General features: G+C 57.6%; 20 protein-coding genes and 1 tRNA gene. 11 read left to right on the top strand and 10 right to left on the bottom strand.

The window, feature by feature from the left end:
* Positions 1-72 precede the first annotated feature (72 nt).
* The 3 genes from rpsU to rpoD all read left to right on the top strand — a co-directional run bounded on the left by rpsU (position 73) and on the right by rpoD (position 4,376).
* Positions 73-288 carry a 30S ribosomal protein S21 gene (gene rpsU, locus AC6I79_RS02720; RefSeq protein ID WP_001144069.1) on the top strand — a complete coding sequence of 72 codons (216 nt, stop codon included), beginning with the start codon at positions 73-75 and terminating at the stop codon, positions 286-288.
* 119 nt (positions 289-407) lie between these two features.
* On the top strand, positions 408-2,153 hold the full coding sequence (gene dnaG / locus AC6I79_RS02715; RefSeq protein ID WP_021509629.1) for a DNA primase: 1,746 nt from the start codon (positions 408-410) through the stop codon (positions 2,151-2,153).
* 378 nt (positions 2,154-2,531) lie between these two features.
* On the top strand, positions 2,532-4,376 hold the full coding sequence (gene rpoD, locus AC6I79_RS02710; RefSeq protein WP_058759769.1) for an RNA polymerase sigma factor RpoD: 1,845 nt from the start codon (positions 2,532-2,534) through the stop codon (positions 4,374-4,376).
* 47 nt (positions 4,377-4,423) lie between these two features.
* Here rpoD and AC6I79_RS02705 read toward each other — a convergent pair whose 3' ends face one another.
* The 3 genes from AC6I79_RS02705 to AC6I79_RS02695 all read right to left on the bottom strand — a co-directional run bounded on the left by AC6I79_RS02705 (position 4,424) and on the right by AC6I79_RS02695 (position 6,373).
* Positions 4,424-5,185 (bottom strand): substrate-binding domain-containing protein, encoded by a 762-nt coding sequence (locus AC6I79_RS02705; protein ID WP_058759768.1) that lies wholly within the window; start codon positions 5,183-5,185, stop codon positions 4,424-4,426.
* An 88-nt stretch (positions 5,186-5,273) separates the two neighbouring features.
* Positions 5,274-5,789, bottom strand: a complete 516-nt coding sequence (gene mug / locus AC6I79_RS02700; RefSeq protein ID WP_152390417.1) for a G/U mismatch-specific DNA glycosylase — start codon at positions 5,787-5,789, stop codon at positions 5,274-5,276.
* The gene (locus tag AC6I79_RS02695) at positions 5,786-6,373 is read right to left on the bottom strand and encodes a TetR/AcrR family transcriptional regulator (protein ID WP_498027539.1); all 588 of its coding nucleotides are present in this window, start codon (positions 6,371-6,373) and stop codon (positions 5,786-5,788) included. Before AC6I79_RS02695 ends, mug begins: the two co-directional genes overlap by 4 nt.
* Before the next feature lie 137 nt (positions 6,374-6,510).
* Here AC6I79_RS02695 and AC6I79_RS02690 point away from each other — a divergent pair, with 137 nt between their 5' ends.
* The 4 genes from AC6I79_RS02690 to AC6I79_RS02675 all read left to right on the top strand — a co-directional run bounded on the left by AC6I79_RS02690 (position 6,511) and on the right by AC6I79_RS02675 (position 8,577).
* The gene (locus AC6I79_RS02690; protein WP_159377962.1) at positions 6,511-7,293 is read left to right on the top strand and encodes an SDR family NAD(P)-dependent oxidoreductase; all 783 of its coding nucleotides are present in this window, start codon (positions 6,511-6,513) and stop codon (positions 7,291-7,293) included.
* Between the two features lie 199 nt (positions 7,294-7,492).
* A tRNA-Ile gene (locus AC6I79_RS02685) sits at positions 7,493-7,568 on the top strand.
* 170 nt (positions 7,569-7,738) lie between these two features.
* Positions 7,739-8,308, top strand: coding sequence for a hypothetical protein (locus AC6I79_RS02680; protein ID WP_136548017.1), 570 nt, complete (start codon positions 7,739-7,741; stop codon positions 8,306-8,308).
* A 110-nt stretch (positions 8,309-8,418) separates the two neighbouring features.
* Positions 8,419-8,577 (top strand): hypothetical protein, encoded by a 159-nt coding sequence (locus tag AC6I79_RS02675; protein ID WP_159378441.1) that lies wholly within the window; start codon positions 8,419-8,421, stop codon positions 8,575-8,577.
* Positions 8,578-8,904: 327 nt separating this feature from the next.
* Here the strand turns inward: AC6I79_RS02675 and AC6I79_RS02670 are convergent, their stop codons facing one another.
* Positions 8,905-9,171 carry a hypothetical protein gene (locus AC6I79_RS02670; protein ID WP_159378442.1) on the bottom strand — a complete coding sequence of 89 codons (267 nt, stop codon included), beginning with the start codon at positions 9,169-9,171 and terminating at the stop codon, positions 8,905-8,907.
* A 210-nt stretch (positions 9,172-9,381) separates the two neighbouring features.
* Here AC6I79_RS02670 and AC6I79_RS02665 point away from each other — a divergent pair, with 210 nt between their 5' ends.
* The 3 genes from AC6I79_RS02665 to AC6I79_RS02655 all read left to right on the top strand — a co-directional run bounded on the left by AC6I79_RS02665 (position 9,382) and on the right by AC6I79_RS02655 (position 11,556).
* Positions 9,382-9,753: a HipA domain-containing protein gene (locus AC6I79_RS02665; RefSeq protein WP_498027538.1), complete on the top strand. Its 372-nt coding sequence runs from the start codon at positions 9,382-9,384 to the stop codon at positions 9,751-9,753.
* Positions 9,754-9,880: 127 nt separating this feature from the next.
* Positions 9,881-10,414, top strand: coding sequence for a TetR/AcrR family transcriptional regulator (locus tag AC6I79_RS02660; protein WP_104188237.1), 534 nt, complete (start codon positions 9,881-9,883; stop codon positions 10,412-10,414).
* Complete coding sequence (locus AC6I79_RS02655) at positions 10,411-11,556, top strand: MFS transporter (RefSeq protein WP_498027537.1); 1,146 nt, start codon at positions 10,411-10,413, stop codon at positions 11,554-11,556. The genes AC6I79_RS02660 and AC6I79_RS02655 overlap by 4 nt, the downstream gene beginning before the upstream one ends.
* On the opposite strand, the gene AC6I79_RS02650 is transcribed toward AC6I79_RS02655, so the two are convergent.
* From AC6I79_RS02650 to AC6I79_RS02640, 3 genes are read right to left on the bottom strand one after another with little or no spacing between them, the layout of a single operon-like run.
* Positions 11,553-13,406, bottom strand: coding sequence for a TolC family protein (locus tag AC6I79_RS02650; RefSeq protein WP_264441945.1), 1,854 nt, complete (start codon positions 13,404-13,406; stop codon positions 11,553-11,555). The two genes, AC6I79_RS02655 and AC6I79_RS02650, sit on opposite strands and share 4 nt — an antisense overlap.
* Positions 13,407-13,411: 5 nt before the next feature.
* Positions 13,412-14,653, bottom strand: coding sequence for an HlyD family type I secretion periplasmic adaptor subunit (locus AC6I79_RS02645; protein ID WP_498027536.1), 1,242 nt, complete (start codon positions 14,651-14,653; stop codon positions 13,412-13,414).
* Positions 14,650-16,962 carry a type I secretion system permease/ATPase gene (locus tag AC6I79_RS02640; RefSeq protein WP_021509682.1) on the bottom strand — a complete coding sequence of 771 codons (2,313 nt, stop codon included), beginning with the start codon at positions 16,960-16,962 and terminating at the stop codon, positions 14,650-14,652. Before AC6I79_RS02640 ends, AC6I79_RS02645 begins: the two co-directional genes overlap by 4 nt.
* A 269-nt stretch (positions 16,963-17,231) precedes the next feature.
* On the opposite strand from AC6I79_RS02640, the gene ddlA reads away from it, so the two are divergent.
* The gene (ddlA, locus tag AC6I79_RS02635) at positions 17,232-18,326 is read left to right on the top strand and encodes a D-alanine--D-alanine ligase (RefSeq protein ID WP_282955096.1); all 1,095 of its coding nucleotides are present in this window, start codon (positions 17,232-17,234) and stop codon (positions 18,324-18,326) included.
* A 16-nt stretch (positions 18,327-18,342) separates the two neighbouring features.
* On the opposite strand, the gene AC6I79_RS02630 is transcribed toward ddlA, so the two are convergent.
* The 3 genes from AC6I79_RS02630 to AC6I79_RS02620 all read right to left on the bottom strand — a co-directional run bounded on the left by AC6I79_RS02630 (position 18,343) and on the right by AC6I79_RS02620 (position 22,173).
* Complete coding sequence (locus AC6I79_RS02630) at positions 18,343-19,767, bottom strand: GGDEF domain-containing protein (protein ID WP_058771312.1); 1,425 nt, start codon at positions 19,765-19,767, stop codon at positions 18,343-18,345.
* Positions 19,768-20,059: 292 nt separating this feature from the next.
* Entirely contained in the window at positions 20,060-21,529 is a 1,470-nt protein-coding gene (locus AC6I79_RS02625; RefSeq protein ID WP_104188445.1) for a SulP family inorganic anion transporter, read from the bottom strand.
* 2 nt (positions 21,530-21,531) lie between these two features.
* Positions 21,532-22,173 (bottom strand): carbonic anhydrase, encoded by a 642-nt coding sequence (locus AC6I79_RS02620; protein ID WP_104188443.1) that lies wholly within the window; start codon positions 22,171-22,173, stop codon positions 21,532-21,534.
* Positions 22,174-22,535: the final 362 nt, after the last annotated feature.

Below are 22,535 nucleotides of genomic sequence, written 5' to 3'. Positions count from 1 at the left end.
GCTGCACCATTTTGAAAAGTGCTGGCGCCGCAGTCAGCAGCAAAAACCGAATTTTATCGAGGTGAGAGTTACATGCCGGTAATTAAAGTACGTGAAAACGAGCCATTCGACGTAGCACTGCGTCGCTTCAAGCGTTCCTGCGAGAAAGCAGGCGTTCTGGCTGAAGTTCGTCGTCGTGAGTTCTATGAAAAACCAACGACTGAACGTAAGCGCGCTAAAGCGTCTGCTGTTAAGCGTCACGCCAAGAAACTGGCTCGCGAAAACGCACGCCGCACTCGTCTGTACTAATTTCTTTTCGGAAGTTCGCTTCCGCCGCGTGTTAAACGCAGACAGAGTCAAGTAAGAGGCCGTGCTTTCCGAAAGGAAGCGCGGCTTGTTGCCGTTTATGAGCTGAAAAACCGGGGCTTATGGCTGGACGAATTCCACGCGTATTTATCAATGATTTACTTGCCCGCACGGACATCGTGGATCTTATCGATGCCCGCGTTAAGCTGAAAAAGCAGGGTAAGAACTATCACGCGTGCTGTCCGTTCCATAACGAAAAAACCCCCTCTTTCACCGTAAGCGGTGAAAAGCAGTTCTACTACTGCTTTGGCTGTGGTGCCAAAGGCAACGCCATCGACTTCCTGATGAATCACGATCGTCTGGATTTCGTCGAGAGCGTAGAGGAACTTGCCACGCAGCACGGCTTAGAAGTGCCGTACGAAGCGGGCAACGGTCCGAGCCCGATGGAGCGCCATCAGCGCCAGAGCTTGTATCAGCTGCTGGAAGGTTTAGACAGCTTTTATCAGCAGAGCCTGCGTAATCCGCAGGCGAAATCAGCACAACAGTATCTCGCCACACGCGGTCTGAGCCAGCAGGTGATCGATCACTTTGCCATTGGCTATGCGCCAGCCGGCTGGGACAACGTGCTGAAGCGTTTCGGTCAGCAGAAAGAAGATCGTGAATCGCTGATGGAAGCGGGCATGCTGGTCAGCAATGACAGCGGCCGCACCTACGATCGTTTCCGCGATCGCGTGATGTTTCCGATTCGCGACAAGCGCGGACGCGTGATTGGTTTTGGTGGCCGCGTGCTGGGCAACGATACGCCCAAGTACCTGAACTCACCGGAAACACCGATTTTCCATAAAGGCCGCCAGTTATACGGCCTGTATGAAGCGCAAAAAAATCATCCGCAACCGGCGCGTCTGCTGGTGGTGGAAGGCTATATGGACGTAGTGGCGCTGGCGCAGTTCGGCATTGATTATGCTGTCGCCTCGCTGGGCACCTCGACCACGGCGGAACATATCCAGCTTTTGTTCCGCTCGACCGATAACGTGATCTGCTGCTACGACGGCGACCGCGCCGGTCGTGAAGCTGCATGGCGTGCACTGGAAACCGCATTGCCTTACATGAATGACGGTCGTCAGCTACGCTTTATGTTTTTGCCCGACGGCGAAGACCCGGATACCCTGGTGCGTAAAGAGGGCAAAGCAGCGTTCGAAGCGCGGATGGAGCAGGCTATGCCGCTCTCCACGTTTCTGTTCGACAGCCTGATGCCGCAGGTGGATCTGAGTACGCGCGACGGCCGTACCAAGCTGGCGACGCTGGCGCTGCCGCTGATTAGCCAGATTCCGGGCGAAACGCTGCGGATTTATATGCGTCAGACGCTGGGTAATAAACTCGGCATTCTGGACGATAACCAGTTAGACAAGCTGATGCCGAAGCAGGCGGAAAGCGGTACCGCGCCGGTGGCGCCGCCGATGAAACGCACCACCATGCGCGTGCTGATTGCGTTGCTGGTGCAGAATCCGCAATTTGCCGCCATCGTGCCTGCGCTGGACGGGCTGGAGCAGTCTAAATTAGCGGGATTGCCGCTGTTTGTGGAGTTAGTCCGCCGTTGTACTGAGAATCCTGGCCTGACCACCGGACAGCTACTAGAGTTATATCGCGGGACAGAATTTAGCCAGCCCCTTGAAACACTGGCCACCTGGAACCACATGATCGTAGATGACGAAGCGGAAGAGGTGTTCCAGGACTCGCTGGCAAGCATCTATGATGCTGCGCTGGAGCAGCGCCTCGAAGCACTGATTGCGCGCGACCGGACTGAAGGCCTGAGCGCCGCCGAACGCCGTGAATTCTGGGCATTAAGCCAGGCATTAGCCAAAAAATAAGATTTTACCGGGTCAGAATGATGAAGGCTGATAACGCCGCCGTTCTTGCCTGATGTTTCTGGTTTATGGACGCTGTAAGCGAAGCCGGAAGCAATGCATACATACCAGAGGCGTTAACATCGCTGTCAGTTTCAAGGCTGCCAGCGCGCAGCAACCGGAGCGTACTGGCGTACGTGAGGATTGGAAGCACTACCAGAATTGAAAATGGCAAGTGAGTTAGCGCCGGACAGAATATTAAGCGGCTTAAGTGCCGATTTACGATGGGCCAAAGCCCTGGCCGCGTTGAAGGCAGCGGCAAAAATACAACGCCTTCACTGTTATAGTTGGCTCGCTGCCGACCGACACCAATCTAATTAACAGAAGTGTGGATACCGTCTTATGGAGCAAAACCCGCAGTCACAGCTTAAGCTGCTTGTCACCCGTGGTAAGGAGCAGGGCTATCTGACCTATGCTGAGGTCAATGACCATCTGCCGGAAGATATCGTCGACTCCGATCAGATCGAAGACATCATCCAAATGATCAACGATATGGGTATTCAGGTGGTGGAAGAAGCCCCGGATGCCGATGATCTGATGCTGAATGAAAACAGCACCGATACTGACGAAGATGCCGCGGAAGCTGCCGCTCAGGTATTATCCAGCGTTGAATCTGAAATTGGCCGTACCACCGACCCGGTACGCATGTATATGCGTGAAATGGGTACCGTTGAACTGCTGACGCGCGAAGGCGAAATCGACATCGCCAAGCGTATCGAAGACGGTATCAACCAGGTGCAATGCTCTGTCGCCGAATACCCGGAAGCAATCACCTACCTGCTCGATCAGTACGATCGCGTTGAAGCGGGCGAGTCACGCCTGTCTGACCTGATCACCGGTTTCGTCGATCCGAACGCCGAGGAAGATCTGGCACCGACCGCGACCCACGTTGGTTCTGAGCTGTCAGAAGAAGACCGCGACGACGACGAAGAGGAAGACGAAGAGAGCGACGATGACAGCTCCGACGACGATAACTCTATCGATCCGGAACTGGCGCGCGAGAAGTTTAACGACCTGCGTACGCAGTACGAAACTACGCGCAACGTGATCAAAGCCAAAGGCCGCAGCCATGCGGACGCCGTGGCCGAGATCAACAATCTCTCTGAAGTGTTTAAACAGTTCCGCCTGGTACCGAAGCAGTTCGATTACCTGGTGAACAACATGCGTGAAATGATGGAGCGCGTGCGCACCCAAGAGCGCCTGATCATGAAGCTGTGTGTTGAACTGTGCAAAATGCCGAAGAAAAACTTCATCACCCTGTTTACCGGTAATGAAACCAGTGAGAGCTGGTTCAAAGCGGCACTGGCCATGAACAAACCGTGGTCAGAAAAACTGCAGGAAGTGGAAGAAGATGTCATGCGTTCGCTGCAGAAACTGCTGCAGATTGAAGAAGAGACCGGCCTGACCATTGAGCAGGTGAAAGACATCAACCGTCGTATGTCGATCGGCGAAGCCAAAGCGCGTCGTGCGAAGAAAGAGATGGTTGAGGCTAACCTGCGTCTGGTGATCTCCATCGCCAAGAAGTACACCAACCGTGGCCTGCAGTTCCTCGACCTGATTCAGGAAGGCAACATCGGTCTGATGAAAGCGGTGGATAAGTTTGAATATCGCCGTGGCTATAAGTTCTCAACTTACGCCACCTGGTGGATCCGTCAGGCGATCACCCGTTCCATCGCCGACCAGGCGCGTACCATCCGTATTCCGGTGCATATGATTGAGACCATTAACAAACTCAACCGTATTTCGCGCCAGATGCTGCAGGAGATGGGCCGCGAGCCAACGCCGGAAGAGCTGGCTGAGCGCATGCTGATGCCGGAAGATAAAATCCGTAAGGTGCTGAAAATCGCTAAAGAGCCGATCTCGATGGAGACGCCGATTGGTGATGATGAAGATTCGCATCTGGGCGACTTTATCGAAGACACCACGCTGGAACTGCCGCTGGATTCCGCAACCTCGGAAAGCCTGCGTTCTGCCACCCACGATGTGCTGGCTGGCCTGACCGCGCGTGAAGCCAAAGTCCTGCGTATGCGTTTCGGTATCGATATGAATACCGACCACACGCTGGAAGAGGTGGGTAAACAGTTTGACGTAACGCGTGAGCGTATCCGTCAGATTGAAGCCAAAGCGCTGCGTAAACTGCGCCATCCGAGCCGCTCGGAAGTGCTGCGTAGCTTCCTCGATGATTAATCGTCCTGTCAGTAAAAACCCCGGCTTGCCGGGGTTTTTTATTGTCTTCAGTATGGCGTCAGCCCTTTCTCCTGCATCACGCTGCGCGCCTTGTCGCTCTGCAGGTATTTCACGAACTTCGCCGCGGCCTGCTGCTGCTGGCTGCTGCGCGTGATCACCGCACCGTACAGCGTATCCTGCTGTGCCGCCGGCGGAATCAGTCCCACGATAGTAATGCCTTTCACCGCCTTCAGCTCGCTGTTCTGCTGGAAGCCCAGCTCGGCTTTGCCCTGCGCGACCGCCTCACCCACCGGCGTGGCCGGAATCACGGTGATCTTCGCCGCCGTTTTCGGGCCCAGCTGCAGCTTATCCAGCATCTTGCTCTGAATATATTTGCCGCTGGCGCTGTCAGACACAGCGATACTTGAGGCGGAGGTCAGCACCTGTTTGAACTTCGCGACGGTACTGATATCCGGCGGCGTGGTGCCCTGCTTCACCGCCATGGCAATGTACGAGTGCGCCAGCACCTGATGGCTGGCGCTATCCACCCATTTCGCCTGCTCCAGCGGCTTGATGGCGTAATCCACCATTACCAGCACATCGGCGCTTTCATGGCGTTTAAGGCGATTAGGAATCGCCTGCGGCGTATCACCCATCGACGGCGCCGCTTCCAGCTCAATGCTGTCACCGCTCTGCTGCTGATAATCCTGCTTCAGGCTTTCAATCACCGGGTACATACCGCCGGAACTGAATACCTTCAGCGTTGCGGCCTGGACGCCCGGTTGCGCCGCCAGTAGCAGTGCCGCCAGAACCATGGTGCGTTGCTTCATCTCCCTGCTCCTTTTTTTGCGTGGAGCATCCGGTGTAGCCAGAAACAAAACGATGAACAACGTTATTACCTGATGAAACAGAGCCAGCTCACGCCTTATTCTGTAACCAATCATGAAGCTGGCGATAAGCGGCGACCATCTCCTCCAGCGAAGCGCGGTTTAATCCGCTGGGATTGGGCAACACCCATAAGCGGGTTTCGCCCAGCAGCTGCGGCTGCTCGCCCCACGCCACGTTGCGCTGACGAAATGCCTTTTGAAACGCATCCTTACCCAGCACCGCCAGCGCGCGCGGCTGATAGCGCAGCACCTTTTCCTGCAGACGCGCGCCGCCGTCACGCAGCTCCGCGCCCGCCAGCTCGCTGGCCTGAATGGTGGGGCGCTCTACCAGCATGGTGATGCCGCAGCCGGTCTCCAGCAGCCGCTGTTCCTGCTCCGGCAGCAGCTGTTCGCGGGTAAATCCGGCCTGATGAATCACCTTCCAGAAGCGGTTGCCGGGATGCGCAAAGTGAAAACCGGTATGCGCCGAGGATTTGCCCGGATTGATGCCGCAAAACAGCACCTGCAAATCGGGCGCGATGATGTCGCGGATGTCGTGATCGCTCATGCTGTCACCAGCCCGGCGCGCAGTTTGACTGCCTGACGCGTCATCTCCAGCATCTGGCGCGCTTCCGCCTCGTCAGTGCAGGCGCGCGCCAGCGCCAGCGCACCGACCATTTCGGCCTGCATGCTGCTGGCGATGCTCTCCGCCTGCGCATGTCCCAGCTGCTCCAGCGCCTGCACCAGCTGGCGCCGCACCGCTTCGCGCTTCGCCGAAAACAGCGCCCGCGCATCCGGCGGTAAATGCGCCACTTCGCTGACCAGCGCCGGTATCGGACAGCCCTCGCCCGGCGCGCCACAATGCTGGTCCGACAGATAGCGATCGATCCACTGGTTCAGCCGTTCAGCCGGATCCTCAACCGCCAGCACGGCGGCAAAACGCTGCGCCGAGTCGGCAAACATCTCGCTAATCACCGCTTCGACCAGCGCTTCACGCGAGGCAAAGTGCGCATAAAACCCGCCGTGCGTCAGGCCGACGCGCTTCATCAGCGCTGCCACGCCAATGCCTTCGGTGCCGCATTCGCGCATCACCACCGCCGCTTCTTCCAGAATGCGCTGCCGCGTGCGCGCCTTATGGCTTAGCTTTTCCATCGGTTTTTACCCTGCTCATCGTTAATGGCAATCAGTGTAATTATTACGATCGTCATATTCCAGCTTGACGATAGATATGATGGTCGTCATATTATCAGCACACAAATATGACGACCATCATACAGAGGGCTTTTCCCATGTCACATCAACTGGCTTTAATCACCGGCGCTTCCAGCGGTATCGGCGCAACTTACGCTAAACAGCTGGCTGCACGCGGCAACGACCTGATTCTGGTGGCGCGCGATGCTGCACGTCTGAGCGCACTGGCGCAGTCGCTGCGTGAGGCGCACGACGTGGAAGTCAGCGTGCTGGCCGCGGATCTGACGCGCCATGAGGATCTGGCGCGTATTGATAGCGAGCTGCGGGACAATACGCGTATTACCACACTGATCAACAATGCGGGCATGACGGTGGAAGGCGAGTTTATCGACGCCAGCATCAACCAGACGCAAACCATGCTGGCACTGAACGTGGTGGCGCTGACGCAGCTCTCGCACACGGCCGCACAGGTTTTCCGCAGCCGCAACGCGGGCACCATCGTGAACGTGGCGTCGGTACTGGCGCTGGTCAACGAGCAGGCAAACGGGGCCTACAATGCGACGAAAGCTTTTGTGCTCTCGCTGACGCGTAACATACAGCGTGAGCTGGCGGGCCACAACGTACGCGTGCAGGCGCTGCTGCCGGGCCTGACGCGCACCGAGATTTTCCAGCGCACCGGGCGCTCGGTGGATGACCTGCCGGCAGAGATGGTGATGGAGGTCGATGACTTAGTCGCCGCTGCGCTGCGCGGTCTGGATGACGGCGAAGCGATCACCATTCCTTCGGTAGAAGATATGGGCCTGTGGCAAAGCTTTGAGCAGGCGCGCGGCGCCATCCTGCCGTTTATCTCGCTGAATAAGCCTGCCTCTCGCTATCGCTGAACCTGCGCATCCGGAGACAAGGCAGCAGCAAGCCTTGTCTCAAAAACGCGACATCGCTGGGCGCTTATCGCCCGCTTCTGCCGGGGTTGCGGGATTTTTTGCTGTGAGATCAAGGACTCAGTGATTGCGGGAATTTTCACCAACCGATTGAGCAACGCTGGATCGCCCCACCGAGATACTTTATAATCCCCGCTCCGCTGGCCCCTTAGCTCAGTGGTTAGAGCAGGCGACTCATAATCGCTTGGTCGCTGGTTCAAACCCAGCAGGGGCCACCAAATTAACACTTTAAAATCATTCAGTTACCTACAAAAGCAGCTGTTTTTCTTTTTTCCTTTTTGCTTACTGTCCCCTTTTTGTCCCCTCAATATTGGACATGCGTTTAGTTGAAACCTGATTTACCCCCATATAACATGCTCAGCAATGAGAAATTAAAAAAGAAAACAGTATGCTTTCACTCAGTAACGTCCACACTTTTGCTGTCAATGCAGTCCAAGCTGTAGCTGACGGTTTTAAATGGCCGATCGGATATGGCCGCCTTAATGATCATGATGTTGCATTGCTCAAGAGTGGAGCCTACGGTTCCTTGAATTGGAAATGGGCGCTTGCCACTTATGGAGAACCATTACTTGATGCAAGCAATGGGGTCTTAGATGTATCTATGAAAATTGTTGATGCCCCTGAGGCGCCTCTGGGAGGTGTGATTCTATGCCAGCTTGATCTGCGCAGAACAAGGCTCAATGTTTGCATGATGGAAAACTTCCTTAAGCACACCCAAAGTCATTTATCAGGTAAGGTTTGGCTATCAGCGATGATCTATGCTCATACCCTTGCTAAAGCAACTAAGATGGAAGAGATTTACATACTTAACCCGACAGAAGACAATTTGTCTCGGTATCACCGTTATGGGTTCTATGAAGATGTTACTTGCATGCCCCACCTTTCTGCATCTTTAGAAACTGTCGAAGAGAGTATCAGAGGTGCAATCTTCGCTTTAAGAACATCAAGACGCACATAAATTTGATCATAGAGTACTATTACCTTATAGTGACGACATCGTCAGGCATTCATTTGAATCCCTTACATCACTACTTACTCCCTGTTCGGGTTAAAATACTAAGGTAAGTTATGAACACTCAAGAGATTAGCTTCGATGTTACTGAAACTCTCTCGTTGATAGCTGAAGCAACATCTTTTTGGCAAGCGTTTGATGCACAAGATGTTGAAGCTTTAAGTTGTTCTGCGATGGACCAATCTGGTCAGCCACCTCAACCTAAAGCAGCATAAGACCCCGCCCTGCGGGGTTTTTCTTTTTTAGTCCTTTGAAGTAGTTGCTATTCCATTCGAGATAACATCTTTCGTCCGTTTTTCGTCGCACTGCATGAACACAAAAGCGCTTCGTTTGAAGATATCTGTTCCACTTTATTGCTCTCATATTACCCAATCACAGTACATAATCGCAGATCATGCCGGACAGAGTTTTTCAGTCGAAGCATCAACAGCAATGCTTCTTCAGCCCAAGTGCCGCCTGTGTTCCCGCTAAAAGTCTTATTCAGGCCGGTCGATCTCCGCTAGATCCTGCAGATGACGTAAAATCCTAAATTTATATAAAAATCATATAACTGACGAGCCACCACGATCTTCATTCGATCTAGAAAACTGAAAATTACTGAAAATCTTTTCAACGATTTCAGTTCGCAGAATCCGGCAGGAAGCCAGCAGCAGCGCGGCCCGGCACGGCGGTTTGAAGAAAAATAAAACTGAAAAATTTTCCTGATGCAAAACCCGCAGGCGGGTGCGGTGTAGCGCCGTTTTTGTCGGTGAGACGTTTATTTTGTCGGGCTGTGGCTGCACCAGCGCCACGCTGTGCGGGTGATCCATTTGAGGGTAATACGTCGAATGGTTGCGTCTGTGCGGCTCTCTGAAGGCGTTCTGTGCGGTCTGGTGACAGGCATAAAAAAACCCGCTGAGTTAGCGGGCTAAAAGTGATGGTGATTAACCTATGACGGGCGAGTATTTCGCGGCCAGCGCCGTGGCCTACGTGGCACACTGTCCGATTGCGGCACTGTTGGTTGGCTGCCCGGTAGACGGGTGCGTGAGGCCGCTAATAGCACGACCCGGCTTTGGGCATTCGGCATGCTGATCGGCAATACCGACATGCACGCCGGTAACCTGTCATTCATCAGTCGCCATGGCCGTCCATACCACCTCGCGCCGGCTTATGACATTCTGCCGATGGGCTTTGCGCCCAGAGCGGGCGGCGCCATCGTGAATACGCTGCGGCCTGCGTCCCTGCCGGAAGTGGTCAGCAGCGATACATGGCGGGAAGCGCTAGCTTTGGCGGAGGAATTTTTGTCTCTGGCGAACAGTTGCGATGGCTTCTCCGATCATTTTGTGCCCTGCCTAGCCGCGTTACAACAGCATCTGGATGAGGCCCGATCGCGCATCGCCCGACTGGGCTAAGCGCGTTTCCTGATTGATAATTTCTTCAAAGCTGCATCCTCGAAACAGGCGGTGATTAACCGCCTCGCACCCGTTTTTCGCTCCCGCAACTTTGCAAAAGTAAAACGATCGGTTTACTTTTTAAGGTATGCGTAAAAAACAACACATCCTGAACGCTGCCGAGCGGCTGTTCTACAACAACGGTTTTCATGCCACCAGCACCGATTACATTTGCCGTGAGGCGAAGGTCTCCACGCGTACGCTCTATCAGCACTTTCCGTCGCGCGAGCGGTTAACTGCCGCGGTGATGACCGCGCGCCGGCAGCGCTTTGCCGATTTATTGTCAGAGCCAGACGATCCGGTAGCCATCAGCCAGCTGTTTTCGGTGCTGGAACAGTGGATGCAGGCGGAAGGATCGCTCGGCTGCTTTTTTGCCAAAGCGTACGGTGAGTATGCGGAGCAGGATGCTGAGCTGGCGGCGCAGGCGCTGGATTATCGCTACTGGCAGCGCGGCTACATCCGTGCCTGCGTGGCGCACTCGCACAGAAATTCGCCGTCAGCGCTGGCCGATGCCATCTGGATACTGTTTGAAGGGGCGATTATGGCCGGGTTGGTTGACGGTCCGCAGGCCGCGGTCACTGCGCGTCTGGCGGCTGAGCAACTGATGGCGAATACGCCATGAAAGCTTCACTCCGCCTGACGCTAAGCGGCTTTATGCTGATCGCCGTGACCTACGGACTGGCACGTTTTGCCTGGGGAATGATGATGCCGCAGGTGGCGCAGCAGATCAGCTTCAGCCCGCGCGCATCGGGCATGCTGGCCGCCTGCAGCTATCTGGCTTACTGCCTGGCCACGCCCGGCGCCACGCTGCTGCTGGCGCGCTGGGGCGTGCGCAGCACCGCCATACTGGCAGCGCTGACGGCTATGTTCGGCTTACTGCTGCTGGCCGCTGCCAGCAGCGCATGGCTGATTGCCGGTGGGCTGCTTATCGCCGGTCTCGGTGCCGGACTGGCTTCGCCGGCGCTCGCCAGTGCCGTGAGCCGGCAAATTGACGCGTCGCGGCAAACCGCCGCTAATACGCTCATCAACGCCGGCACCGGCGCGGGCATTATTGTGTCAGTGCCCATTTTTATGCTGATGCCCGGCGGCTGGCGCGCGGCCTGCTGCTGTTTTGCCGCGCTGGCGTTAATCAGCCTGTTGCTGGCACGCTATTGCCTGCCCGCCGGTCGTGCCGATCCACCGGGATCGCCGGTTGGCTGGCGCGATCGGCTGCACAATCATGCGCTGCAGCGGGTGATTATCATCGCTTTTCTTAGCGGTGTCGCCAGCGCGGCGTGGTGGTGTTTTGGACCGGATGTGTTACGCCAGCACAGCCACCTGAACGAAGGCCACGCCAGTATGCTGTGGCTGGTTAGCGGCGCGGCCGGCATTCTCGGCGCGCTGACCGGCCCGCTGGCACGCTGCATCGGTATGCGTCAGGTATACTGGCTGGCGCAGCTGGCGATGGCCGTTCCGCTGCTATTGCTGGCGGCACTCACCCACTTTAGCTACTGGCTGGTACCGGCGGCGGCACTGTGCGGCGCGGGATATGTCACGCTGTCGGGTATTCTGCTGGTTGCGGGTGCCGCCGCCACGCCACAGAATGCGGCCTCTGGCGTGGCGGCGGCGTTTCTGACGCTGGCGATTGGGCAAATTGTCGGGGCGATACTCTTTGCGCAGATCTACAGCAGCAGCGCCGCCACAGCCCTGCTGCCGTTCGCTGCCATCCCGGTTGCGCTGTTGTTTCTGATACCGGCTAACCCGCCACAGCGCGCTGACGCTTAACGTCCGGTGGTGAGCCAGCGGCTGAGGATGCCGGCACTGGAGTAGCCGCGAATGATCGCCGCGTAGCTGTCAAAGCGATTGCTCACTTCGCTCACCTGGTTGTTATACAGATCGCTCTCGGCGCTCAGGACATCCAGCAGCGAGCGGCGTCCGAGGTGATACCACTGATCGAAAAAGTCTTTGCGGATGCGGTCAGACTCGACAATCAGACTCTTATACAGCGCGGCGCGATCGGCCATGGAGTGTGCATCCTGGCTGGCGGCGCGCACGCGATTTTCCAGATCACGTCGCTGCTCCTGTACCTGCTGACGGCTGGCTTCGGCGCGTTTAATCGCCGCAATCTCCTGCGCGTTGGTTGAACCACCGCGGAACAGGCCCCAGCTAACGTTGATGCCGGTTTGCCACGCCTGCTGGCGACCGAGCTGATCCTCACGCGTGCTTTTGGTTACCGTCCAGTTGAGTTTTGGCAGGCCGGAAGCTTTAATCGCCTCCGCTTCTTTAAACCCCGCTCGCGTTTCCGCGCTGGCGCGCAGGATCAGCGGATGATAATCCAGGCTGGCCAGCTGACGATTGAGATCGCCAAAATTCATCGCCCAGCGATCGCTGGCTGGCAGCGTCACGCGACTGTTGCCCATCAGGCGGTTCAGCGTGATCTCGACATCGCGCGCGCGCGACTCGGCATTCTCCAGATAGCTCTGCGCCTGCAGCAATCGGCCTTTGGCCTGCGTCAGCTCGCTGCGGCGGCCTGTATCCGACTGCACAATGCCGCTCAGCATGGTAGTCAGTTCGGTCATGCGCGCCACGTACTGCTGGCTGATGGCAATGATCCGCTGCTGCTTGTTCCACTCAATCAGCGCGTTGCTGACCTGCATCGCCAGCTCTTCACGCTGCGCCTGCGCCGCCTGCTGCGCCGAGGTCACGCGCTCTTCGCGGCTCTCGATGGTGCGGCTGGTCTGACCGAAATCAATCAGGTTGGTCGCCATCGACACGCCGAGCGCCGGCACGTTGCTCTGACTACCGTCGCTTTTTACCCCGCCACCAAACTCTTTGGTCGCCGAGCTGGCGCTGACATCCAGCTGCGGCCAGCGCTGCCCTTTCGCCTCATCCACGCTGGCGGCGGCGGCATCGGTCTGCGCCACGGACGATTTCAGCGCCGGGCTGATGCGCCAGGTGATGCGCGCGGCCGAGAGGAATTTCTGCCGCAGCTCGGATTCAGCCACGGTTTCATCCACCGCGCCGCTCAGGCTGACCGGTGAACGCGCCACGGCGGCATCGGCGGCAGTGGTTCTGGTTTCCGCTACTGGCGGACTGACATAACTGAACTCGCTCTGTGCTTTTACTTCTGCTTCATTCACCGGCACCGGCGCAGGCTGCTGTGGGTTGAAAGTGCGTACCGATTTCAGCAGCGGATTCGTCTGCCTGGGTTCCGGCTGGCGCTGCTCCTCCGTCAGAAAACCGCCGCCCTGTACCGGCTGCACTGGCGGTGGTGCAATCGGCGCTGCTGGCGCTGGGGCCGGTGAAGGTGCCGGCGCTGGTGCCGGCTGAGCGCGTGGCGCGGCGACCGGTGGTGCAACCGGCGCGGCCTGAGGTTGCGTAAACATCGGTTGCGGTGCCGGCGCGGTTGCAAAGCGCTGGGCTGGCGCAACGGGCACGCGCTGTACCGGCACGCTGCGTACCGGTGCCGCAGCGGGGGCGGCCGGGCGATGTCCGCTCATCTCGGCAAACATCATCAGTTCACTGGTCGAATCGGCCATTACGCTGATGGCCGGAGCCATCATGACCGTAATGCAACCGGCAAGCAAAGAGAGGCGCCGCGCCGCTGCGCGACGGTGCATATTATTATTTTTCATGGTTATTAACGCTCGCGGAAGGCATCTTTCGCCTTAAGTACCGGCTTCAGCAGGTAATCAAGGATGGTTTTCTCGCCGGTGCGGATTTCCACCGTGGCCACCATGCCGGGAATGATCGGCAGATCTTTATTGCCTGCGTGCAGCGTGCTTTTATCGGTGAGGATCAACACGCGGTAATAAGTGTCATCCGGGCGGCCGGAAGCGGCTTTCTGATCGTCTTTCAGCGTATCCGGACTGATGTATTCCACATGGCCATCCAGTCCACCGTAGATGGCGAAGTCGTAGGCGGTGATTTTCACTTTGGCCGGCAGCCCCGGACGCAGGAAGGCGACATCAGAAGGACGGATTTTCCCCTCCACCAGCAGTTGCTCTTCCAGCGGCACGATTTCCAGGATGTGCTCACCGGGCTGAATGACGCCGCCGATGGTGTTGACGCGCACGTTTTTCACCGTGCCGCGCACCGGTGCGGTAATGGTGGTGCGCTCGACCACGTCCGCGCGGCCAATCAGGTTTTCGCTTACCTGGCTGAGCTCCAGCTCCAGCCGCGCCAGTTCGGTGTTGGCATCAGACTGGTAACGGTTACGCCGCTCGACAATCTGCGCCTGGATGTCGTTCGCCTGGCGCTGCATGCGCAGCAGTTCAACCTCAGACAGTAATCCTTTCGCCGCCAGCGGCTCCGCCAGGCGAATTTCACGCATCGACAGGGCATAGCTGCGCTGCAGTGAGTTAATGCTGTCGTTCAGCGCGCGCTTGCGTGATTCATAGGCTTTGGTCTCCTGCGCAACCACGGCGGGATCGCTCTGCACTTGCTCGTCAAACGTCAGCGGCTGCGCGTAGGCTTCGGCACGCAGACGCGCAATGCTGCCCTTCAGGCCAATCACCTTGCTCAGCGCCTCACGATAGCTTGATTGCGCACGCGTCGGATCGATTTTCAGCAGGACGTCGCCCCGGTTGACCACCGTGCCTTCACGCACGTTCATTTCGGCGAGAATGCCACCTTCCAGACTCTGAATCACCTGCTCGCGGCTGCGGGAAATCACTTTTCCGTCGCCTTTGGTGATCTCCTCTACCCGCGCATAGTTTGCCCAGGTGAGACCGATGCCAATCACCGCGATGATGATCCACATCACCAGTTTCGATCCCGGCGTGGTTTGCGACAGCAGGGACGCCTGCACGTCATTCATGAATTCGGCATCCGCAGCTGAGAGATTTTTGCTGCGGCTGCGCCATGGCATTAACTTGATCATACTGCGGCCTCCTCTGCCGCGGCGACGGCGGGCTCTGACGTTGCCGAAGCATCGTTAGCCGGCGCGGGTGCGCGCGCCGCCTGCTCTACCGCCTGACGCGGCGGCTGGCGGGTTTTACCTTTACCTTCCAGCGCGGCCAGCACCTGCTCTTTCGGGCCATCCGCGACAATTTTTCCTTCCTCAACCACGATGATGCGGTCGACCAGCGCCAGAATTGACGGACGATGCGTCACGACGATCAGCGTGTGGCCTTCGCTGGCGCGACGCAGATGCGCAAGGAACTGGCTTTCGGTCATGCTGTCCATGGCGCTGGTCGGTTCATCCATCAGCAGCACTTTGGGCCGCGTCAGCAGGGTTCGCGCCAGCGACACTAACTGACGCTGACCGCCCGACAGCCCTTCACCGCCCTCACCGACCGACAGGTTGATGCCGCTCGGATGGCGCGCCGCCACGTGATCGAGACCGGTCAGATTCAGCACACGCAGCAGTTCATTCGCGGTGGCATCCGGCCGGCCAATCATCACGTTCTCGCGCAGCGTGCCGTAGAACAGGCGCGCATCCTGGCTGACGAAGCCCACTGCTTTGCGCCAGTCGGCCGGATCGATCTGGTTAACATCGAGTCCGTCGGCGGAGATCTGCCCTTTCACCGGCTGATACAGACGCGCCATCACGCGTAACAGCGTCGATTTACCGCTACCGATGCGGCCAAGAATCGCCACGCGCTCACCGGCCTTAATGGTCAGCGAGATATCTTTGAGGATTTCCGGATTGGGCTTCATCGGCGGTGCCGGATAGGAGAAGCTGACATTGCTCAGCGAGATCTCGCCGGTCAGCGGCGGATCGGTCAGGTAGGTTTTGCTGCTGTCGCGATCGACCGGCATCTCCATCAGCTTATTCAGCGAGGTCAGCGCCGCTTTGGCCTGCTGATAACGCACCGCCAGACCAATCACCTGACCCAGCGGGCCAGTGGCGCGGCTGGCCAGCATCACGGTGGCGATCATCGCACCCATGGTGAAGGTGCCAGCGTTGATCAGATAAACCCCGGCCACCACCAGCATCACGGTCTGAAACTGCTGCAGAAAGGTCACCACGCCGGTTGCCAGCGTCGAATAGCGTTTTGACTTCATTGAGTTAGCCGACTGCAGCGCGCTGAAGTTCTCCCAGCGGCGCTGCATATGCGCTTCACCGCCCACGGCTTTCAGCGTTTCCATGCCTTCAACCGACTCAATCAGCACGCCCTGTTTCAGCGACGCATCGCGCAGATTCTCTTTCATGATGCGCGCCAGCGGCCACTGGATCGCGGCGCTGACGATGATGATCAGCGGGATCATCATCAACGGAATAATCGCCAGCGGACCGCTGATAAAGAAGATCACGCCGACGAACATCAGGATAAACGGCAGATCCGAAATCGCCGCCAGCGTCGCCGAAGCAACAAAATCGCGCACCGATTCGTATTCACGGATCTGGTTGGCGAAAGTGCCTGATGAGGCCGGCTTGTGCTCCATCTGGATCGACAACGCCTGACGGAACAGCATGCTGCCCAGCACCAGGTCGGCCTTTTTGCCCGCCATGTCCAGCAGATGCGCCCGCACAAAGCGGGTAATGGCTTCGAAGATCATGGCGATGGTGACGCCAATCGCCAGCGACCACAGCGTAACAAACGCCTGGTTCGGCACCACGCGATCGTAGACGTTCATGGTGAAGAAGATGCTGGAAAGTGCCAGTACGTTGATCAGCACGGCGGCGATGGCGGCGCTGCGGTAGTAACGGCGGTAGCGCCACAGGGTGCTGAACAGCCAGTGGCCTTTGACCTCCGGCAGCATTTCGCTGGCGCGCTCATCCAGTACCGCCGCCGGTTTCGCCATCACCGCAAAGCCGGCGTAAATCTCGTTGAGCTCCGCCAGGCTCATCTCCACCGCTTTATCACTCACCTCCGGCATGATCAGCTGGAAGCGCAGCTCGCGCTGATTCTCCTCATTGGTGTGAATGCGCCGCGACAGCACAATGCAGCCGCCGCCGTTCTGCCGCAGCAGTATCATCGGCATCAGCTGCTCCGGCAGATCCTGCAGGCGGCGTTCGACCATGCCGCCGGTAATGCCAGCGTTCTCCAGGGCGGTCATGGCCTGTGACGGCGACAGCAGCGTCGCTTTCGGCAGGCCGGCGACCAGCGCCTCTTCACTCTTCTCGCGTTTGTAGTGTTTGCAAATCCACGCCACGCTTTTTAACAGCGTGTCATCCACGGTGGTTTCGATACGAGCAACAGAACGCGCATCCTGCTCCACGGCATTCTGCTTCTGGTCCATCATTTCCCGACTCCTGTAAACCTGACAAAAAACGGTGGACGCATCGTCCACCGCAGACTTTTCTTTGAATTGGGAAAATTCTGACAGAAGGCAGCTTTCAGGCCGTCCAAGACTTGTCTCAAACGGTGGAGAATATTTATGAATAAAGTGGGCAAAGCCCGATTGAATGCGGTCTGGCGACCGATCGATTGCAGAATAATCGCGGCGCTGTTGAGCGCTGTCCTGGGCGTGTTATCTTAGCTGCTCGCTTTACTGCAACCGGACAAAGAGCAATGGCAAAACAGCGGGTAGGTATCGTATTTGGCGGCAAGTCGGCTGAACATGAAGTGTCGTTACAGTCGGCCAAAAATATTCTTGAGGCGATCGATAAAAACAAATACGACGTGGTTCTGCTGGGGATCGACAAACAGGGCGAGTGGCATCTCAATGACGCTTCAGGCTTTCTGCTCAACGCCGACAATCCGGCGCTGATTGCCCTGAACCGCTCCGGTGAAAACGTGGCGCTGGTGCCCGGCAGCCGCGCGGAACAGCTGATTACGCGGCAGCAGGCGCAGCCGCTGTCGCAGCTGGATGTCATCTTCCCGATTGTGCACGGCACGCTGGGCGAAGATGGCTCGCTGCAGGGACTGCTGCGCATGGCCAATCTGCCGTTTGTCGGGTCGGATGTGCTGGGTTCCGCGGTCAGCATGGACAAAGATTTCACCAAACGCCTGCTGCGCGATGCCGGCCTGAAAGTGGCGCCGTGGCTAAGCGTCACCCAGACGCAGCGCGCGACGCTGGATGTGCAGGCGGTGATCGCGCGCTTTGGCCTGCCGCTGTTTATCAAGCCAGCCAATCAGGGATCATCCGTTGGGGTGAGCAAAGTGACGCAGCCGGACGAATTCGACGCAGCGCTGGATCTGGCGTTCCGCTTTGACCGCAAGGTGCTGATTGAACAGGGCATCAGCGGCCGTGAGATTGAGTGCGCGGTGCTGGGTAACGAGGCGCCAGAAGCCAGCCCGTGCGGTGAAATTGTGGTGCACGACGCCTTCTACTCGTATGACACCAAATATATCAGCGAGAGCGGCGCGCAGGTGGTTGTCCCGGCTGACATCAGTGCGGAAGCCAGCGAGGCCATTCGGGCTGTAGCGATTACCGCGTTCCAGGCGCTGGAGTGCTTTGGCATGGCGCGCGTCGATGTGTTCCTCACCGAAACGGGCGACATTATTGTCAACGAAGTGAATACTTTACCCGGCTTCACCAACATCAGCATGTATCCCAAACTGTGGCAGGCGGCCGGCCTGAGCTACAGCGATCTGATTACCCGCCTGATTGAGCTGGCGCAGCAGCGGCATCAGCAATCCAGCCAGCTGAAAAGCAGCGTGTAACCTGCGATGGCGTGGCTCAGGCCACGTCATGCGCCATGCTGCGCGGCGCGATTGCCGGTGAGGTCTGATTGCGGCCGTTGCGCTTGGCAACGTAAAGGTGTTTATCAGCCGCTGACACCAGCCGGTTGATTACCCCCGGCCATTCACGTTCGTTAACCGCACCGCCGCGCGCCAGGCCGAGGCTGACCGTCACGGTCACGGTGTTGCCCTGAATCCAGAACTTCTCTTTCACCATTGCCTGACGAATCACTTCAGCCAGCTGAAACAGCTGGCTGTGGGTGTAATCAAACACCACCACCACGAATTCTTCGCCGCCAAAGCGGCACACCAGGCCACGACTGCCGACCACGTGCTGAATACGACGCGCAATCTCCTCAAGCACGCCATCGCCGGCATCATGGCCGAAATTGTCATTAATGGCTTTGAAGTAGTCGACATCCAGCATAATCACGCCGGCTTCACGCTGCAGGGAAAACGGCTGCTGGCGCAGGTTTTCATACAGGCCGGAGCGCGACAGTAGCTGGGTGAGGAAATCGTAATTGGCGCGCAATGCCAGCCGATGGTTAAGCTGGCGAATGGCGTCCATGCTCACTGCCACCAGCAGCGGGCTGAGCGCCACGGTGGCCACGCCGAGCCGTGCAGAAGTGAGATGGCTGATGGGCAGCAGCGAATCATCGCCCTGAATATTCATCACGCCGTGCGAGACCAGCACAATCTCGGTGATGCCGGTGAACAGAATCACCAGGCTGGTGATCGGAATCGGCAGAACAATGGCGCACCAGATCAGCGCCGGTACCGGGAAGGTCAGACTGCCCGCGCCACCAATCAGCGCCCCCACCGTGAGCGACAGCGCCACGGCGAGCAGCGGCAGCAGCCTGGCCGGATGAATCAGCGTCCGCAGCGGCACGCTGCGCAGCGGACGCGTCAGCATCACCGGCAGCAGCATCAGCGAGGTGGAGAACTGCTCGCTGAACCAGTCGGCCCACGCCACCACAAAGCGCGCGTTGAAGTCGATATCCTGCGCCCACGCCCCCCAGGTGGCGCAGGCTGCCGCGCCGAGCAGGCACGCCGGAAAGATGCGCATGGCGTTGAACACCTGGCTGTTTGCGGTTGGCGATTGCAGATGCTTAATCAGCATGCTGACTGACACCAGAATAAACAGGATATTGGCAAAATTAATCGTCACCGCTGGCAGTGCCCAGCCGGAAAAAACCGTATCGTTGAAAATCATGGCGGCAAAACACACCAGATAACTGGAGGTGGTGTGTAAAAACGGGTTGCGCACCATCAACCCGGCGATAAGGGCATTCACTGGCCAGAACAGGGAAAACTCTTCGGGAATACGCAGGTGGCTGCCAATAAAGCAGAAGAACAGCGTAATAAGACACAGCGAAAGAGCATTCTTTTTAACATTATTCTCTTCAAACAGCTTAACGCGCATACGTCTGAACCCTGTAACCTGAAATCGCTGCCATCCGTCGCTGGCATCAGCAATCATTTAACCTGAAAAATCCGTGCGATAATTCGCTAATTAAACCGGTGTTCGTCGCCCTGCTCTGCGACTGAGCGGCGCTCACTCTGCCATGAAAGCCAGAGACGAGCTACCGGCCCCGCCGGCAGCATGTGAAACAGGCAGGCGCAGTGAGCGGCAATTATGCCGTATAAATAAAAAAATCGGATATCCGGGATATCCGATTCTGGCGAAAAAAACTGCATGACTGCGCGCGGAAACGTTATTTCACCGCCACCGGCCACTGGCTCAGCCGGATGCCGCGCTCACCGGCGCTATCCCCGAAATCCTGCAGCACCGCTTTCACGTCCGGATCCATATACTCGGCGTTATCGTGATCGACAATCACCACGCTATTTTCCGGGATCTCCGCCAGCAGCCCCTGCAACTTCGGGTTGTGCATAAAGGTCAGGTTTTGCTGAAAGCGCAGCACGTAATGGTCGTCATAGCGGGTAAGTTGCAGCGCGTTGCGATGGCTTTGGTAGATGCTGCACAGAATCTGCGTCGCGATACCGATACCAATCCCGGCCAGCATGCCAAACACAATGATACCGCCGATGGTGGCAAGAAACGGCACGTACTGCTGCGCGCCCATGCGAATCTGTTCGACGAACAGGCGCGGCGTTGCCAGCTTATAGCCGGTATACAGCAGCACCGCCGCCAGGCTGGCGAGCGGAATCGCGTTAAGCAGAGCGCTGAACCACAAGCCACAAATCAGCAGCAGCACGCCGTGCAGCAGAATCGACAGTTTGGTTTGGGCACCCACGCTGACGTTGACCGAACTGCGCACAATCACCGCGGTAATGGGCATCGCCCCGAGCAAGCCGGCGGTCAGGTTACCGATGCCCTGCGCGAACATCTCTTTATTCGGTGACGGCGCCGGGTGCTGCGGACGCAGTTTTTTCAGCGCCTCCTGGCTGAGCAGCGTTTCAAGGCTGGCCACCAGCGCCAGCGTAATCGCTACCACCCACACCGACGGATTCTGCCACGCCAGCCAGTCAGGAGTTTCCAGCTCCGCCACCAGCGCCGACATACTGTCAAACGCCGGCAGTACGATACGCGGCAGGCCTTCGCCGAGGCTGGGAAACAGGCGATCGCCTAACACCGTGGCGAGGCAGCCAAACAGCACCGCCACCAGCGGGCCGGGGATCCAGCTCAGCGCTTTAACCGCTTTGATCGCGGGCGTGGTCCACAGCCACAGAATCAGCAGCCCGCTACCGGCCACCAGCATCGCGCTGAGCGAAAACGCAAACTCCCCGCTGACCAGCGACTGCAGACCGGCATCGCTCGCGGCGCCCAGCGCTACCGGAATCTGCTGCATAATCAACAGCAGGCCAATGGCCGCCAGCATCCCTTTGATGACACTGCCCGGCACCAGCGAGATAAAACGACCGGCGCGCAGCAGGCCGAGCATGCACTGCAGCACGCCAGCCAGAATCAGCGCAGTGAGAAACGCGGAAAAGCTGCCGAGCGTCTGGATTGAGGCCACAACAATGGTCACCAGCCCCGCCGCCGGGCCGCTCACGGCAAAGCGCGAGGGACTGAGCGCGGTAACCAGCAGACCGCCGATCACCCCGGTGAGCAGACCGGCAAAGGGCGGCAGACCGCTGGCCTGCGCGATGCCCAGACACAGTGGCAGCGCCACCAGAAACACCACCAGACCAGCAGGAATATCCTGACGAAGCGTTTGCAGATTCATGATGAGGGTTCCTCTGACGATTGCTGTATTAACTCTTTCAGATGGCCGGACTGCAGGTCATAAACGCAGCCAAATACATCCAGCTGCTGTCCGGCCTGCCAGGCCTGTTGCACCGGCTCGCAGCGCACCAGCTGGCTAAACTGGGCGATGACATTGGCTTCAATCAGCCGGTTAAGCTTGCTGCTCTCCTCTTCCTGCGCGGGACTGGCGTGATAGGCCACCAGCCCGTGCTGCAATGCGCGCCGCAGCGCGGCAATGCGCCTGGCGAGCGCCGAATCCTCCTGCGCTAACGGGCTGGCAGGCAGACCCAGCGCCGCCTGCACGCCGCCGCAGCCGTAGTGACCGCACAGCACAATGCGCTCGACGCCGAGATAAAAAATCGCGTACTGCAGCACGCTGATAAAGTTGTCATCATCGGGTAGTACCATATTGGCGATATTGCGGTGCACGAATAGCTCGCCCGGATGCGAGCCGGTCAGCACTTCTGCCGGTACGCGACTGTCGGAACAGCCAATCCATAAGGAGTGGGGTTTCTGCTGATGCAGATATTGTTCAAAGTAATCTGGATTACGCTCGCGGCGCTGGAGTGCCCAACTGCGATTTTTCGCTAATAAGGGTTTAAGGGTCGTCACAATTATCTTCTCTCTGTATCCGCAAATAGCGCTTCCGGGCAAATAAATGCATGGCGCAGCACGGTTTTAGCGTTCTGTGGCAGGTGAATACGGCGCTTTCTCACAGAAATTGGTTATAGACGCTTATGAATTGATTTGCACCAGGAATATTTCAGCCCGGCAGAAGAAGCGACCTTATGTAAAATAAGTGTCAGCAAATGTCATGAAAAAGTAAGTTAATGCAAGTGACGCAATCAGCAGGAATTTCATTAAAAATAAATATAATCAGTCTATTAATAATATTTTTTAAAACGCATTTCGGATGCACTGACAAATATATACACGTAAAACTTTTGCGCCTTTACGCTGGTATGGTGGATTACACTCTG

The organism is gamma proteobacterium symbiont of Scutellera amethystina (assembly GCF_059730845.1).
This window is presented reverse-complemented; position numbering and strand designations above follow the sequence as displayed.